Annotated in this window: 18 protein-coding genes; 12 read left to right on the plus strand and 6 right to left on the minus strand. The window is 55.6% G+C overall.

Annotated features, from left to right (window positions below):
* Positions 1-9 precede the first annotated feature (9 nt).
* On the plus strand, positions 10-1,470 hold the full coding sequence (locus tag OLTU_RS24550; protein ID WP_218110241.1) for an ABC transporter substrate-binding protein: 1,461 nt from the start codon (positions 10-12) through the stop codon (positions 1,468-1,470).
* Between the two features lies 1 nt (position 1,471).
* On the opposite strand, the gene OLTU_RS24555 is transcribed toward OLTU_RS24550, so the two are convergent.
* From OLTU_RS24555 to murI, 3 genes are all read right to left on the minus strand, one after another.
* On the minus strand, positions 1,472-2,089 hold the full coding sequence (locus OLTU_RS24555; RefSeq protein WP_141735389.1) for a hypothetical protein: 618 nt from the start codon (positions 2,087-2,089) through the stop codon (positions 1,472-1,474).
* A gap of 110 nt (positions 2,090-2,199) precedes the next feature.
* Positions 2,200-3,192 (minus strand): pentapeptide repeat-containing protein, encoded by a 993-nt coding sequence (locus OLTU_RS24560; protein WP_141735390.1) that lies wholly within the window; start codon positions 3,190-3,192, stop codon positions 2,200-2,202.
* A gap of 162 nt (positions 3,193-3,354) precedes the next feature.
* Positions 3,355-4,179 carry a glutamate racemase gene (gene murI, locus OLTU_RS24565; protein ID WP_141735391.1) on the minus strand — a complete coding sequence of 275 codons (825 nt, stop codon included), beginning with the start codon at positions 4,177-4,179 and terminating at the stop codon, positions 3,355-3,357.
* Between the two features lie 76 nt (positions 4,180-4,255).
* Between murI and OLTU_RS24570 the strand changes: the two genes are divergently transcribed.
* The 8 genes from OLTU_RS24570 (at position 4,256) to OLTU_RS24605 (ending at position 11,226) form a co-directional block, all read left to right on the plus strand.
* Entirely contained in the window at positions 4,256-5,179 is a 924-nt protein-coding gene (locus OLTU_RS24570) for a glutamate--tRNA ligase family protein (RefSeq protein WP_141735392.1), read from the plus strand.
* A complete protein-coding gene (gene thiL, locus OLTU_RS24575) occupies positions 5,176-6,075 on the plus strand; it encodes a thiamine-phosphate kinase (protein WP_141735393.1) in 900 nt (299 codons plus the stop codon). Before OLTU_RS24570 ends, thiL begins: the two co-directional genes overlap by 4 nt.
* A 15-nt stretch (positions 6,076-6,090) precedes the next feature.
* A complete protein-coding gene (locus tag OLTU_RS24580) occupies positions 6,091-7,218 on the plus strand; it encodes a SprT-like domain-containing protein (RefSeq protein ID WP_141735394.1) in 1,128 nt (375 codons plus the stop codon).
* Between the two features lie 182 nt (positions 7,219-7,400).
* Positions 7,401-8,123 (plus strand): hypothetical protein, encoded by a 723-nt coding sequence (locus OLTU_RS24585; protein WP_141735395.1) that lies wholly within the window; start codon positions 7,401-7,403, stop codon positions 8,121-8,123.
* Between the two features lie 36 nt (positions 8,124-8,159).
* Positions 8,160-8,861: a TVP38/TMEM64 family protein gene (locus OLTU_RS24590; protein WP_141735396.1), complete on the plus strand. Its 702-nt coding sequence runs from the start codon at positions 8,160-8,162 to the stop codon at positions 8,859-8,861.
* Positions 8,862-8,949: 88 nt separating this feature from the next.
* Positions 8,950-9,729 carry a class I SAM-dependent methyltransferase gene (locus OLTU_RS24595; RefSeq protein WP_218110242.1) on the plus strand — a complete coding sequence of 260 codons (780 nt, stop codon included), beginning with the start codon at positions 8,950-8,952 and terminating at the stop codon, positions 9,727-9,729.
* 219 nt (positions 9,730-9,948) lie between these two features.
* Positions 9,949-10,566: a polysaccharide biosynthesis/export family protein gene (locus OLTU_RS24600; protein ID WP_141735398.1), complete on the plus strand. Its 618-nt coding sequence runs from the start codon at positions 9,949-9,951 to the stop codon at positions 10,564-10,566.
* A 21-nt stretch (positions 10,567-10,587) separates the two neighbouring features.
* Positions 10,588-11,226: a Spy/CpxP family protein refolding chaperone gene (locus OLTU_RS24605; protein WP_141735399.1), complete on the plus strand. Its 639-nt coding sequence runs from the start codon at positions 10,588-10,590 to the stop codon at positions 11,224-11,226.
* 63 nt (positions 11,227-11,289) lie between these two features.
* Here the strand turns inward: OLTU_RS24605 and ribA are convergent, their stop codons facing one another.
* Positions 11,290-11,958 carry a GTP cyclohydrolase II gene (gene ribA, locus OLTU_RS24610; RefSeq protein ID WP_141735400.1) on the minus strand — a complete coding sequence of 223 codons (669 nt, stop codon included), beginning with the start codon at positions 11,956-11,958 and terminating at the stop codon, positions 11,290-11,292.
* Positions 11,959-12,245: 287 nt separating this feature from the next.
* Here ribA and OLTU_RS24615 point away from each other — a divergent pair, with 287 nt between their 5' ends.
* On the plus strand, positions 12,246-12,788 hold the full coding sequence (locus OLTU_RS24615; protein WP_141735401.1) for an Hsp20/alpha crystallin family protein: 543 nt from the start codon (positions 12,246-12,248) through the stop codon (positions 12,786-12,788).
* Between the two features lie 226 nt (positions 12,789-13,014).
* Here OLTU_RS24615 and rimK read toward each other — a convergent pair whose 3' ends face one another.
* Both rimK and OLTU_RS24625 read right to left on the minus strand, forming a co-directional pair.
* Positions 13,015-13,902, minus strand: coding sequence for a 30S ribosomal protein S6--L-glutamate ligase (gene rimK, locus OLTU_RS24620; protein ID WP_141735402.1), 888 nt, complete (start codon positions 13,900-13,902; stop codon positions 13,015-13,017).
* Positions 13,903-13,908: 6 nt separating this feature from the next.
* Positions 13,909-14,397 carry an ATP-dependent zinc protease family protein gene (locus OLTU_RS24625; RefSeq protein WP_141735403.1) on the minus strand — a complete coding sequence of 163 codons (489 nt, stop codon included), beginning with the start codon at positions 14,395-14,397 and terminating at the stop codon, positions 13,909-13,911.
* Positions 14,398-14,625: 228 nt separating this feature from the next.
* Here OLTU_RS24625 and groES point away from each other — a divergent pair, with 228 nt between their 5' ends.
* A complete protein-coding gene (gene groES, locus OLTU_RS24630; RefSeq protein ID WP_141735404.1) occupies positions 14,626-14,913 on the plus strand; it encodes a co-chaperone GroES in 288 nt (95 codons plus the stop codon).
* Positions 14,914-14,960: 47 nt separating this feature from the next.
* On the plus strand, positions 14,961-15,931 hold a 971-nt coding region (gene groEL, locus OLTU_RS24635; RefSeq protein ID WP_141736857.1), incomplete at its 3' end, for a chaperonin GroEL.

Raw genomic sequence — 15,931 nt, forward strand, 5'->3', positions numbered from 1 at the left:
GTTCGCTTCATGCTTCTTCTTATAGCCTGTCTGAGCTGGCCTCTTTGGGCTCAGCCCAATGCAGCGGAACAAAGCGCTGTCAGTGATGACAACGAGCTTTGTTCCAAACTTTTCAGCAGGACCGTGGTGGCCTTCCAGGAACTGTATCGCAAGATGCCGCCCGGGGCCGCGGTCTCTCCACAATCCCCGCTGCTTCCTCTGCTGGGTCTGAAGGCCGACGCCTGCCATCAGCCGGGAACCATGGAGATGATTGAAAGGGCCCTGAGCCAACACAACGGCAAGGTTGCCCTGCTGCTGCCCTTTTCCAAAATGCCGAAAATCGCCGGTCAACTGGTGCTGCGCAGCGTGCATGAATGGATGCAGAGCAAGGGCATGACTCCCGGCCGCCTTATCATCTGGCGTGATACCGAGGGCAATCGTGAGAAATTCGAGAGGCAGCTGGCACAAAGCATCTGGCAGCATGGAGCGTCGATCATCATCGGTGGACTGTTTCAAAGCGAGGCGCCTTACCTCACGCAATGGGCGGATCGTCTGCGCGTGCCGGCCATCATTTTGAATCGCAAGCCGGAAGGTCCAGCGAGCAAATACACCTTCTATATGGGCCCCGATTATCGCCTGCTGGCGTCCGGACTCACCCGCTACGCCCTGGGACGCAACATGAAGCGCATCGCGATCATGGCGCCACAGTTTACGCGTGATGAGCCTTTGATTGCAGCGTTTCGAGCTCAGGCGCGGCACCTGCAGATCCAGGTCATCGGTCCTTTGATTTATAATCCGGCGGATTTCTCCTCGATCGATGCCCACGTGCGCAAACTCTTTCACATCGATGATGAGAGCCGCAATCAGGAGCTTTTGGATCTGGTCAATAAAAGCAAGATGGAGGCCTCACAGCTCGGTGTGCCCTTTGATGCCAAAAGTCTGGTGCTGCCGCCGATCATTGATGTGGATGCCATCCTGATCGCTGATCATTTCAAGAACGTCCGGCACCTCAATAAGACCCTGGCCTATTACGGAGTGAGACGTGTGCCGCTGCTCGGCATTCCGCGCTGGCGTGCTTACGAGCTTGTGGATCCGCCTGATGAAAATCTGGTCGGCTCCGTGTTCGTGGATTATCTGGGCAGTTACAAGCAGCTGCCTTATGGCATTCAGGTGCCGACCGTCGATAAGGAATACTTTGCGGAAGGTTCCCTGGCGGGGACGGTGGATATGCGCCTCGTGGTGCATCATGCCTTGTTTTCCGCTCTGCAGGCTGTCGCGGGACCGCGGCATCCCCGTTATGCGCTCTATAAAAAACTGGAGACCAGCTCGGGTCCTCGCGAGAGTTTTCTATCCGGGCCGCATATTTTCCGGGCGGATCACAGCGCGAACTGGCCCAGCTTCCTCTTCGGAGTGGGCAGCGGGTCGATCTCGATTCTTCAAACCTGGAATCCTCTGGCCGGACCGTCCCGCACCAGCTCCACGCGTCCTTAGACTACAGCTGCAAAAGCAAATGCAGGTTCGCGGTTCCACCCCGCAGGTCCTCGCTTCCGAGGCCCAGAACCTGCAGACCATTCAGATAACGATACGACACGCCCGCACCGAGCTGCATCCAGGGCGTGATATTCACGCCAAGGCCGATCTCGGGTTCGATTACAAACAGGAGCCGGCTCGTGCGGGTATCCTGTACGGTTTCCACCCTCGCCTGTCCGGTTCCCACCAGCATCTGAAAATAGCATTCCGTGATGCGATCGCCCTGCGGTGGATCGCCGAAGACCCCCCCGCCGTAACTTAATTCATAGCGGGTGCCGGAGTCGTATTGTGTGGTTCCACTGCGATAGTAGGCCAAAGCCAGCTGCCGTTCCCCGCCTTCGCTGAGGCCGAAACGGAAACCATTCAGCCGCAAGGTTTCGTCCCCGGGCTTGGACTGCTTGTGGGTCAACTCGAAAAAGGGTTGGAGGCTGCCGCGGGCCAGGCCTTCGCTGATGGAACCAGCGCGCCCGTCCTGCCTATCCTCTTTCTTATCGTCATCATCATCATCATCGTCATCAAGAGCGAATGCGGTTCCATTGAGAAGCCCTGTTAACAGGAAGACACAGGTCAAGAGGCGCATGGTGTTTCATCTCCCATAAAGAAACAGCCTCACGATAGACGTGGGGCTGGCTTCTTGTCAATGACGGGGATTGTTCACAGAGCGTATGAAGGAGGATTCACGCCCGGGAATCAGATATCATCCACATCCGTAATGAAGGTGGCCTCGGCGCAGCTGCCCTTCCTTTTCACGGCCAGGGGCAGGTCGGACTCGCAAACCATCGCGCCCTTGATGAGTAAGCCCTCCAGGCTGGCATGACGAAATTTTGCCTGCGTAAGGTCAGCATCCATCAGACGGACTCCGCGCAGATTCGCTCCGATAAACGAGGCGCCCAGGGCATTGACCTTTTGCAGATTGGCCAGCGAAAAATCGGCCTTGTCACACCGGGCGCTCATGAGGCTCGCGTGACTGAGGTTGGCTCGGATCAGTCGGGCACCATCCATCAGGGCATTGTTAAGATTCGCTTCCAACAGCAGGGCGGACGTAAGATTGGCCCCGCGCAGATCCACCGAATCAAGATTGGCTCGACTCAGGTTGACTCCGGTGAGATCAGCGTTGCGGAGGATGCTGCTGGTCAGATCCAGCCCGATCAACACCTGGCCTTTCAGATTCGTACCGGTCAGGTCGGTTTCAAAAAAATTCGCCTCCCGGAGTCTGGCGCCGGAAAGCAGAGCATGCGTGAGTTTGGTGCCATTCAGCTGCGCGCCTTTCAGGTCGGCGTTGCGCAGATCAGCTTTCATAAGTTTGGCATCCACCAGGATTGCGCCGCTCAGATTCGCGCCTTGCAGTTTGGCTCCGGTAAGATCGGCCTCGGAAAAATCAGTCTCGGAGAGATCGGCTCCGGTCAAATCCACTCCGGAAAGATTGGCTCCTTTGAAGACCGCGCGACTCAGGTTCCGACCGGCCAGCCGCATGTTACGCATATCCGCCTGTTCAAACAGAACACTGCGCAGGTCAAGTCCAGCCAGGTTTTCACCCTGCAGGCGACAGGCTTTGCAGTTGCGAGTATCCAGGATACGGGATTTGGTTTCGCTATCGAGGGCCAGGGAGGATGCCGCCCAGGTGCTGAGCAGAAGACCCAACAGAGCTTGCACCAGTCCATGGTTGCCATGTGGGGTTTTCATAAGAGCCGTCCTCTATCTGTTCTGGTTCGTAATTTGGTCTGCGACCGTCCATGCTAATCGTATCGGCGCCCTCGAAACCGCTTGAAAAATATCGCGGAGGTCCTTTGGATTCAGGCTTTTGCCGGAACGATTAAAGTTCGCTGATGTTTCGGCGACGGACAATTATTTCCCGGAAGCAGATTCTTTCGGCGGGATAAGAGCTTCCGCGGCATCCAGACCGAGGCTTTTCAGGTAGGGTTTGAGCTGATCAATGCTGGTATCCAGCTGTGTAAAAAGGATTTTTCGCAAGGGCTGGGGCTGATTCCCGCTCGTACCCATCAGGGTTTGGACACGCTGGGCGATGGCGGCTCCGGAATCCACCAGTTGAACGCCTCCCAGCACGGTTTTCAGTTCCGTGGATACCAAAGGAAAATGCGTGCAACCGAGGACGATGGTATCCGGCATCGGTGTGGATTCGAGAAAGGGCTGACAGATTCGTGTCAGTTCATCGAGCGCAAGGCTTTCCCCCCGCAGTTTGCGTTCCACGAGTTCGACGAGGCGCGAGCTGCCCACGCGAACCACATGGCAGTCCTTGGCAAAGTCCTGAATCAGCCCATCCGTATAAACGCGTTTGACCGTGGCTGGCGTGGCAAGCAAGCCAATCACCCGATTTTTGCTGAGAGTCGCAGCCGGTTTGATGGCCGGCACCACGCCAACAACCGGAAAGGTCACTTCGGAACGCAGCTGCGGAAGGACCAGCGTGCTGGCCGTATTGCAGGCAATGACCAGAAGTTTGGGTGTATACAGGCTACACGCGGCCGCAATCACCGCGCTCACGCGTTGCTGAAGCCACTCGGGAGTCTTATCGCCATAAGGCAGCCCCGCGTTATCCGCAACATAGACAAAACTCAGCTGCGGGCGCACGCGCAGGATTTCACTGAGGACACTGAGTCCTCCCACACCGGAGTCAAAGATCAGGGCATCAATCGCTTGCTTGGTCAGGCTCATGACTCTCACTACGCAATAACGTCATTGGGATTATCATACGTAAAATCCATTGCTCTTGGAAGGCAAAGTCTCCAGAATGAAAGCCGGATCAACCCAATGTGAGGCGCACGTGCTGGCGGAAATTCGCCAACAACTCCAGACCCTGCCCCGTGGATTACGCACGCGTTTCGCGCCCAGTCCAACCGGCTATCTGCACCTCGGCCATGCTGCTTCGGCCGTCTTTGTCTGGGGGATCGCCCAGTCCATCGAAGCCGACGTTGTTCTGCGTATCGAGGATCACGATCGCGGCCGGGTACGTCCCGGGTATGAAAAGGCCATTCTGGAAGACCTGATCTGGCTGGGCCTGATGAAAACAGCTGATTTTTTCCGGCAAAGCGATCACTGGGACCGTTACGAATCCCAAATGGAGGCGGCGCGCTCCCGCGGTCTGGTTTATGCGTGCACCTGCAGTCGCCGGGAGATTATGGAACGCACCGGTGAAGCCTCGCACGATGAACTTCGCTACGATGGACACTGCCGCACGCGAGGGCATGCCGATCATCACGCGGGACTGCGCCTGCGTCTTGATCCCATGACCTGCGCTTTTGATGATCTTTGGACCGGGCGGCAGGTGCAAAGACCCGATGAGCAATGCGGTGACCTTCTGATTCGGGATCGGGATGGCAACTGGACCTATAACTTTGCCGTGAGCCTGGATGATGCCGCCGAGGACATCGACCTCGTCATCCGCGGTCAGGATCTTTTGCCTGCAACCGGTCGGCAGTTGCAGCTCCGTTCGATATTTGGAGTCACAAAACCTCTGCGTTTCCTTCATCATCCCCTGATTTGGGAAAGCCCGGAACGCAAACTTTCCAAGCGCGATGGCTCCACCAGCCTTCGGCATCTGCGCGAGCAGGGTCTTTCCCCGGCGATGATCCTGGGACAGGCCGCCCATGCCGTGGGGCTGCTCGACCGCCCGGAGCCAGTGGCCGCGCCTGAACTGAAAGGGCTCTTTAAATGAAAGAAAACAAGATCATTGAACAGCTGATGCTGCAGTGCCCGGATAACGCCAGCGTGCAGCTCGGCATCGGCGACGACTGCGCCGTCCTGAAGCCAGGCGAACGCGATCAACTGGTTTGCGCCGACATGCTGATGGAAGGTGTGCATTTCATCGTCGATGCTCACAATATTGAAAAAATCGGACACAAGGCCCTGGCCGTGAACCTGTCGGATATCGCGGCGATGGGCGGCGAAGCACGGTCCGCTTATATCTGCCTCGCTCTGCCGCGATCCCGGGCGGAGTCGCGTTTCATTGATCGCCTGTATTCGGGGTTTGCGCAGCTGGCCCAGAAATTTCAGGTCGCGATCGCCGGCGGTGACACCAATATTTGGGAAGGGCCCCTGGTGATTTCCGTGACCGTGGTGGGGGTCGTCCATCAAAAAGGGGCCATCACCAGACGCGGGGCACAGGTCGGTGATGTCATCATGGTGACCGGTGCCCTCGGAGGCAGCATTGAAGGGCATCATCTTGATTTCATCCCGAAGCTCACCGAGGCGCGGGCTCTGATGGACGGCTATACGCTGCATAGCATGATCGATATATCCGACGGCCTGGGCAAGGATCTGCGGGATATATGTCGGCAGAGTGGAGTCGCGGCCTGTCTGGAGGCGGATCGCCTGCCGCTGCGCGAGCCACTCCACACCATGATGCGGGCCGATGCCTTGCGCCATGCCCTGGCGGATGGTGAGGATTTTGAACTCTGTTTTACTTTGAGTGAGAAGGAAGCCGAGCGTTTGGAAGCGCAGGGCGATATACCCTGTCAACGCATCGGGCGCATCATTGAGGGAGAGGGACTTTATTGGGGCCAAGGCCTGCAAAAAGAGGAGCCCATCCATACCCATGGCTATGAGCATTAGGGACACGGAGGGATCATGAAAGGTCCAGGACTGAACGAAACGTTTGAGGAATATTTGGAACGATGCTGGACCCAGCAGCTGGTCCGCGAGGCGCATGAGGCGCTCTCGTACTATCGTATTCGCATACCGATGCCGGTTTTTTTGCTGAATCGTGACAGCCAGCGATATGGTGTTTTCGATCCGCAACGCTACAGCATCAGCATCAGCCGCCGCCTGATTGAGGCGCAGCCCTGGGACCTGGTGATTGAAGTGCTGAAACATGAACTGGCTCATGCCCTGGTTTACCAGCAGTATGGACATGATGATACTGCCCACGGTGAATACTTTGAAAAGGCCTGCCAGCGGCTGGGCGTGGCGCCCTGGGCGCGTCATGCGACGATCGAACTGGACCCTGCCGCGGCGGTGGCCGCCCATCGGGAGCTGGCTCCGGAAGAGGAAAAGCTGCTGCGTCGGGTGGAAAAACTTTTGTCCCTGGCTGCCAGCGGCAATGAGAATGAAGCCAGTCTTGCCATGCAACGGGCCCGCGAGCTGTGTGCCCGGCATCATCTGGAGTCGCTCGCGGCACGGAAAAAACAGGATTACACCTACGTTGTCATCCATCACCGGAAAAAGCAGATCGCCACCTGGCAGTGGAGCATCTTCAATATTCTGAATGAGTACTTTTTTGTGAGCTGCATCTCCCGCAATCTTTATGATGCCAAGGACCTCACTCATTATCGGGTGGTCGACATCATGGGAACCCGCGAGAACGTGCAGATGGCGGAATATGCCTATTGGTTTTTGTACCAGCAGCTGCCTCTGCTCTTTGAGCAATTCCGCAAAGGCAAGGGCGCGCAACCACGCAATGCGCGCAACTCCTTCTACATGGGCGTGCTCAGGGGCTTTGCCGAAAAGCTGAAAAAACAGCAGCAGGAGCTGGTGCTGAACACGGAAGTCCGGAGGCAGACCGACCTCGTTCTGGTGGCGGAAGCGGAGCTGGAAAACTTCGTCCGGGTTCGGTTTCCCTCCATCATCGGCGGCAGCGGACGCAGTGTCAGCGTTTCGGAGGAAGCCTACAATTCCGGCAAGGATCGTGGACGGGAACTGACCCTGCATCGCGGCCTGCATCAGCAGCACAGCGGTGGTGTGCGGCTTCTCCGTTAGGCGTCTTATCTGCAGCTTTTCACTGTCGACGCTCTGGACAGAAATCCCGGAGCGTTCCCGCCTTTTTTATCTGACACCTTCTTCCTTTAGCAGGCATTCCTCCATGGAACAGGACTTGTAACAGTTACAAGGAACCTGAGTCATCGTGTGAATTCTTTCCTGGCGTAAGAAGGAGCGGTCGCATGGAGATTGCGAAAGTATCAATGGGCCGCGGGCTGGCCTGGATTAAAAGCGCCATCGGCCTTGTCACAGACCGCCCGGCGATCTGGATGGGCGGCACGGCTGTCGTGTTTGGGCTCACGTTCGCCTTCGAATTCATCCCCCATATCGGCTGGATCCTCAACCGGGCCCTGCAGTTCATCGCGGTAATCCTGGCCCTTTGCTATGCGGACGCACAGAGAAGGGCGGTTCCCTTTCAACTGGACGAGGTCATGCACCGGACCCGTAAGCGCCTTCTCCATCTCGTCCTCATGATGCTCCTGAGCAGCGCACTCTTTTTCATCTGTGCCCTGCCCGTGATGGGTGCTCTGGTGGCTGCGGGCGGCATGGAATTTGTGATGGAGCAGCAGAGCACGCTGCCGGATCTGTCCTTCACCTCGACGCTGGTGATCGCGTTTGGGGCCCTGATCAGTGGCTTTGGCTCCTGTCTGGCCTTTGCCGCCACCAGCTTTACCACCCCTCTGATCCTGTTTCGAAATCAGTCCATTCGCAGTGCCGTCCGCTTGAGCTTTCAGGCGGTGCAGAATAACCTCGGACCCCTTCTGATCTATGGCCTGCTCATGGGGCTCCTGCTTTTGGTCTGTGTGCTGCCCTTCGGTCTGGGTCTGATCTTTGGCCTCCCGACGGCGGGTGCCTCCTTTTATCTGATTTATGAAGAGCTTTTGGGCAAGCCCGAGCCTCTGTGATAGAATGGTTTTCAGCGCAGCCAAGGATGGAAGGCGATGAAAACTTTCGGCAAGGTTCTGCTCATTGTGGCTCTGATGGCCCTCTTCATTGTCTTCATTCGCTGGCAATTCCGCGACTTTTCCTGGACCGACTGTGCGGATGTCCGCCGCTATTTTTTACAGATGGGCTGGACCGCCCCTCTGTTCTTCTTCATCGGCTTTGTCAGCGCATCCTTTGCCCTGCTGCCCGGCACCGTTCTGTCTCTGCTCACAGGAATGATCTATGGCTGGGGCTGGGGAACGGCGCTATCCCTGCTTGGGATTGCAAGTGGAGCCTGCCTCGCTTTTTTTATCAGCCGCACGGTCGCGCGCGAGCCCCTGTCCCGCTCTCTTCAGCACCGCAGCTGGTATATGAGGCTGCAGGGTATGCTGCGCGACAACGGGCTGGGTTTTATCATACTTGTGCGACTCGTACCGCTGTTTCCATTCACCGGCCTCAATTTTGCCTGTGGCCTCCTGCCCATTCGCAGCAGGGATTATGTCGCGGGCTCCCTGCTCGGGATGCTGCCCGGCACCTTTGTTTACAACTACCTGGGTCATACCGGCTGTCAATTGGTCGAGCCTCTAATGCGCGGCCAATTTCGTGATGTGCATATCCCGATCGAGTTGCGCTGGCAGTTGGGACTCTCTCTTTTATTTTTGCTCCTGATCAGTAGCACACCCCTCCTTTGGCAGCTGCGAAACCGCAGAAAACGCTAGTTTCAAGCGGCGGATTCCAGCATAATCGCCCCTGCGATTGAACCAGGTCTGGCAATCGTGACGTGTCGTTTGGAAAGGAATTCTCAGCATGGCTTTTGACAAGTATCTCTACTATGCGCGTTCGGTACAATCTCCGGATGTGGATGCAGCTTTTCTGGATCGTGTGTATCGCGAAATTCGCGGTCAGGAAGCCAGAGTTTTGGGCGAGGATTTCTGTGCCGCCTTTGCTCTTTGCTGCGAATGGGCCAAACTCAACGCGGACAAGGTCGCCTACGGTATCGATCTGGATCCTGAGCCCTTGGAATATGGCCGCGCGCATTATTTGAATCAGCTGAACGCGGAGCAAAAGGCGCGAGTGCATACGCTGCAAACCGATGTCATGAATCCTGAGTTGCCCAAAGCGGATATCATTGCGCCGCTGAATTTCTCCTACTTCGGCTTCAAGCAAAGAGCGGACCTGAAGCGTTACTTCCAGGCAGCCTTTGATCGTTTGAATGACAAGGGTCTTCTGATCATGGATTGCTTCGGGGGCCAATCCTGTATGGAGCCCAACGAGCATGAAACGGAATATGATGATTTCAGCTACTATTGGGATCAGGACACCTTTGATCCTTTGACCAATGAAGCCATGTTCTATATTCATTACCGCCCCAAAGGCCAAAAGAAGATCAAGAATGTCTTCACCTATGACTGGCGTCTCTGGAGTCTGCCGGAGCTCAGGGATCTTTTGGAAGAGATCGGCTTTAAGAAAGTGCACTACTACTGGGAAGGCACGGACGAAGACGGCGAAGGTGATGGCAATTTCAATAAGATTGATAAGGGCGAAATCTGCGACAGCTGGGTCGCCTATATCGTTGGCGAAAAGTAAGTTCCTTTCCTCTTTAACTTGAAAACGGTCCAGATCGGGCCGTTTCCTGCTTTTTTTCGACCTTTCTAATTCCATTTTAAATCAGAGACTTATCCGCTCATACCCCGCGTACGGGTCGCTAAATATCTGACTTTGCCGGAACTATTCCTCAGGTTTTTTTCGATTCTGCCGAAGCCCCTCCTGCAAGGGGGTTTGTCGACACGTGAGCCCGGAGGAATCATGCAACCGCTGAAATCTATCTTGATGCTGATGGCCCTGGTCATACCAGGTGCATGCAAGCATGGCAATTCATCGCCTGCTGGAATCGCGCAGGATCTGAGTACAGCGCCCAAAGGCAAAACGTACAACGACTATGGCGACTACCTGATCGATGTGAACGACCTTCTGCATATTCACGTTCAAGGCAACAAGGATATCTCGGGTTCCTATCGCGTCTCCCCTTCCGGTTATGTTTCGCTGCCTGTGGCCGGCATGGTCAGGGCCAAGGGACTGTCGGAATTATCCCTGCGCGATTCGATCATGATCAAGCTCAGGCCTCACATGTCCGGCCCAAGGGTGTCGGTGGCTGTGGCGGAACCGAGCAGTTACATCGTCTATTTCACGGGTCTCGTGCACAGACCGGGGACCATACTCCTCGGCGGTCGGACCACGCTGCTTCAAGGCCTGTCGCTGGCCGGTGGCTGGACGAATCCGAGCGCGACTCGGGTGATTTTAATCAGGGAAACACCGGAAGGTGTAAAGAAACGCTATGAATCCGCCTTGGACAGCATCCGCAGTGGCGACACCTATGTGGATAATTTTTGGCTAGAACGCGGCGACTTGGTGATTATCGAATAAATCGCTGGAAAGGACTGGCTTGTGAGCCGAACGCATCTCTCTATCAAATGTCTTCTGAGCAGTATTCTGATGCTTCATAGTCTGACGGCTCTTGCTCAAAGCGAGTCCGATGGCGGTGACCTGGGATCGGATCCTGGCCTGCCTGCCGAGGCTCCTCCACCGCCAGCCCCATTCCCAGCGGCGGCGCCCACCACCCCCGCGACACCGGGTTCAACCTTGCCTGCACCGACCCCGGCACCGGAGGCTGTGGTACAGCCGTATGATAGTACGACTCCAGGCGCTCCGCTCACAAGGCCTGCGCCCGCACCCAAGCGACCGGTGATTACGGGAAAGCTGGGGGAATTGAATTTGAGCGCGGAGCAGGCGCAGCAGATCGTGAATATCCGGCGTCAATGGAAGCCCGCCGAGGAGAAGCGTCTGCGCGAGGATTTTAGCTTCCTGAAGCAGAATCTGGCTCAGGCGATGGCGGATAATTCGCCGGCTGAGGAAGTACGCCGACGCTTTGAATTGATGCAGAAGAAATATCTGGAACTGCAGACCATGAAGTTTGAAAAGCTTCTTCGCATTCGGGAAGTTTTAACGCCCGAGCAGCGGAAGAAGTTTTCCGAGCGGCGGCCGCGGCCGGCGCGGAATAATAACAATAATAATGATAATGATTGATGACAATCGGGGATGCGACGCTTGATTGATCGCTCCCGGATGCGAGGCAAGCGCTGCTGCCCGTCAGTGAAAGAGCCCGTTCAGTTGATGCCCAAGCTTCTTCATCTTGGTCTTCAAATAATCTTCATTGAATTTATTCACCGCCGCGAGCGAAGGCACACGTTCGCGGATGACGATGCCAAGATCGGTGAGCGCCTGGATCTTATCCGGGTTGTTGGTGTTGAGAATAACTTCCTTGATCCCCCGCTGCTTCAAAATCAGCGCCGCCGCTTCAAAGCTCCGCAGGTCGGTGTCAAAGCCCAGCTGATGATTGGCTTCGATCGTGTCGGCACCCTGGTTTTGCAGGTGATAGGCCCGGATCTTATTTCCCAGTCCAATCCCTCGGCCTTCCTGACGCAAATAAATAATCGCGCCGGAGCCGCGCTTTTGAATCTCAGCCAAAGCGAGATTGAGCTGATCCCGACAGTCGCATTTCAAGGACCCCAGCACCTCGCCGGTAAAGCACTCCGAGTGGACGCGGATAAACGGGACTGAATCCGGGGTGAGGTTGTAACTTATTAATAAGGCTGGCTCTTCCTGATTCTGATCCCGATAGACGGTGGTCAAAAATTCACCGAACACGGTCGGCAGGGCGGCTTCAGCATACTGTGTCAGAACCAGTGGAGTTTTTAAGCCCATCTTTTTCCCAAGATTGATGAGAGCGCGGCCTAGGCTGTGCAGCAGCTTGTTCATGAAACCCACCTCGAGTGGCCGATCGCCCGGAGCAACCTGTATAGCAGGATGGCGCTGGAACGTCAATCTTAGGAGAAAGCTGGAAACTGGCGAAAATTTCTCGCACCCCAGTTCAATTCTTACATGAAAGGTATAGGCAGGAAATGCCCGGGAAAATGAAAGCAAACGAAAAAAAATTTTGCCTCACGCCTTGACCCTAAAATTTGCGTTCTTAAATTCCTGACAGAAGGAGCGATGAAGCTCCGGGAAAACCAAGTGAATCAAGTGATATTGTCGAGGAGGATGTTATGAGCAGCCTTGAGCTTTGGCGCACAGATCGCAGCCCTTTCTCTCTTCTGAGAAATTGGGATGGCATCACCAAGGAACTGGACAGCTTCTTTAACGATTTTGACAAGTCCGTGAGCGAATATCGCAGCGGTGCAAAGGATATGATGCTATCGCCCGCTTGCGACGTGCAGGAAGACGGGAAGGGCTTTCTTCTGAGCTTTGACCTGCCTGGCTTCAAAAAAGAAGATGTGAATATTGAAGTCGTGGGCAATCAACTCACCGTGAGTGGCAAACGCGAACGCGAAACCACCACGAAGGAAGCGAAGTTCCATCGCGTGGAACGTAACCATGGCGAATTCCGTCGTGTGTTTACGCTGCCTGAAAGCGTTAAAGGCGACGCGATTGAGGCCAGCTATGACAACGGCGTGCTATACCTCATGATCCCGAAAGCCGAAATTGAGCGCCCCAGGAAAGTGGAAATCACAGAGGGCAAGGGTGGCTTCCTGAAAAAGCTGGTCGGCGTCAAGGGTGAAGAGGAATCGAAAAAAGCAGCCAATTCCTGATCCCATCAGGAATGCCGCTGCTTTCTGTCAGTCCTGGTGCCTCAGATCAATTGGATCTGAGGCAAGGCGCCGCGAGCGAGGCGCACGGAGTTGGTGAGCACCAATGAGTACGCCGAGTGAAGCAGGCAGCGAAGCCTCAGATTCAATGGGTCGAGGCACGAGGAGCGTTGAGGAAAGAGCGCAGCATCCGCTGCGCTCTTGTTGCGAAAGCTCGGCAAACCGGTTCCTAGGGTTCCGTGCTGGTCACCCGATGCTCAATATGTTCGATAATGGCGCCGGCAACGTTCACCTCAGTCGTCTTCTCGATCCCTTCGAGACCCGGTGAGGAATTCACTTCCATCACCACCGGCCCATTTTTTGAGCGCAGGATATCGACCCCAGCGACTTCGAGCCCCAAAAGCTTCGCGGCTCGCACCGCCATGGCCCGTTCCTGCTCTGTGATCTCGACCTTATGCCCGCTGCCCCCGCGATGGATATTGGAACGGAACTCGCCTTCCGCCGCCTGGCGCATCATGGACGCCACCACCTGATCGCCCACAACAAAGCAGCGAATATCGCTGCCCGCTGCCTCCCGGATGAACTCCTGCACGATGATATTGGCATCCAGCCCGCGAAAGGCCTCGATCACCGATTCCGCGGCTTTTTTCGTTTCCGCCAGCACCACGCCGATGCCCTGGGTGCCTTCCAGAAGCTTGACCACCAGGGGCGCGCCGCCGGCGAATTCGATCAACCCCTCAACATCCTTGGTGCTATGAGCACAGCCCGTCACCGGCAGGTCCACGCCGGCCTTGGCCAGCTTCTGCAGACAGTGCAGCTTGTCCCGGGACCGGGCAATGGCGGCCGAATCATTCACGACGTAAGTTTGCATTAATTCAAACTGACGAACGACCGCGCTCCCGTAGAAGGTATAGCTCGCGCCGATGCGGGGTATCACCGCATCGATGCCGGTCAAGGCCTGATGCCCATAGATAATTTTGGGATCGGTGGCGGTGATATTCATATAACACCGCAGATAGTCGATCACACGAACCTGATGGCCTCGCTCCTCGGCCGCTTCCACCAGGCGCCGCGTGGAATAAAGATCCCGTTTACGCGACAAAATGACAATCTTCATGAGCCCTCACCCTTCCTTGCGCTTGCGGGTGCCCAGGATAAATGACTTTCCGGGATGCACCAGAAGATGTTTACGAATGGCCTGCCTGCCGATCAACATACGAAATCCCATTTTGTCCCGATTGGTTAGAGTCAATTCAATATCCCAGAAACAAGGGCCAACCTGGAGTTGGGTCATGATAACCGGTCGTAGCGAGGAATGCCCGGACGAGCTGCGCACGATTCGTTCATCGTAAAGGTCCGCCTGACAAACGATAATCTTGCGACTTTGCCGTTGCAAGGGATGGACCTTAAATCGCACGATTTCTCGGCCCCGATGCTTGATCACCTCAATATCGAAGGCATGCAGGGACGAGGTCCTGGCCCCCGTATCAATCTTCGCTTTGATGCGGTCAATTCCAAGAGCTGGCATACATACCCACTCCCGCCAGCCGACCACAAGGAGATTCGGAAAACTTTTTGTGTGCGGCCGCAGGCCTGCATGCTGTTCGAGCATGGATTGTCTTATCCTCTCGTCACGACGATAGGTTCCGTATAGTATGGACCCACTTTTGGAAGTCCGCAGTTATGTCCCAATTCCTTCAGTATCCCGAAATGCGTAATTTATGCAACCAGGGGCAAATTTTTTGAAGGGGGGGGCATTGACAGCCCCGGAGCCGATCTTAATTTATGCAATGAATTATGAAATATTCGGGCTCCGTTAATCTCTTGGAGGAAAAGTTCGATGAAAGTAAGACCTTTGCAGGACCGAGTCGTTATCAAGCCCCTCAATTCCGAAACCAAAACGGCCGGTGGCATCATCATTCCTGATAATGCGCAAGAAAAGCCAGTGGAAGGTGAAGTCATCGGCGTGGGCAACGGTCGCGTTCTCAAAGACGGCAGCGTGGTGAAACCGGAACTCAAAGTCGGTGACCGCGTCCTTTATTCCAAGTATGCCGGCAACGAAATCAAAATCAACGGCGTCGACCATCTGATCATGCGCGAAGAAGATATTCTGGCCATCGTTGACTGATTTTCATTCACAAACAAACCATCACATAAGTTTCTCAAGGAGTGCTGATGAGCGCTAAAATGATCAACTTTGGTACTGCTTCCCGTGAAGCCATGCTGAAAGGCGTGGACACCCTCGCCAATGCTGTCAAAGTCACTTTGGGTCCCAAAGGTCGCAATGTTCTGATTCACCGCTCTTTTGGCAGCCCACTGATTACCAAGGACGGTGTGACGGTCGCCAAGGAAATCGAACTGGAAGGCAAGTTCGAAAACATGGGCGTGCAGCTGGTCAAGGAAGTTGCCTCCCGTACTGCTGACGCAGCTGGTGACGGCACCACCACCGCAACTGTCCTCGCGCAAGCCATTTTCCGTGAAGGTTCCAAACTGGTGGCCGCTGGTCACAACCCCATGGAACTGAAGCGCGGGATCGACCAGGCTGTGGCCGCTCTGGTGAAACATATCGAAAGCCAGGCGAAGCCCTGCGACAGCCGTGAAGCTGTCACTCATGTCGGCAGTATTTCCGCCAACAACGACCAGGAAATCGGCACCATCCTCGCCGATGCCATGGAAAAAGTGGGTCGTGACGGTGTGATCACGGTGGATGAAGCCAAGGGCACGGACACCGTCCTGACGGTTGTGGAAGGGATGCAGTTCGACCGCGGTTATCTCTCCCCTTATTTCGTCACCAATGCCGAGCGCATGACGGTTGAATTGGAAGAGGCTTATATCCTCCTGAGTGAAAAGAAAATTTCCAACATGAAGGAACTCCTTCCTGTCCTGGAAAAAGTCGCACGTCTACAGAAGCCCCTGCTCATCATCGCCGAAGACATCGAAGGCGAAGCCCTGGCCACCCTCGTGGTGAACAAGCTGCGCGGAGTTTTGAAAATCGCAGCCGTGAAAGCCCCTGCTTTCGGCGATCGTCGTAAGGCGATGCTGGAAGATATCGCGGTTCTGACCGGCGGTACCCTGGTGGCCGAAGACCTGGGCCTCAAGCTGGAAAACACCGGCCTGGAAGACCTCGGCTTTGCCAAGCGCATCAC

This window comes from Oligoflexus tunisiensis (genome assembly GCF_001748245.1).
Taxonomy (GTDB): Bacteria; Bdellovibrionota_B; Oligoflexia; order Oligoflexales; family Oligoflexaceae; genus Oligoflexus; species Oligoflexus tunisiensis.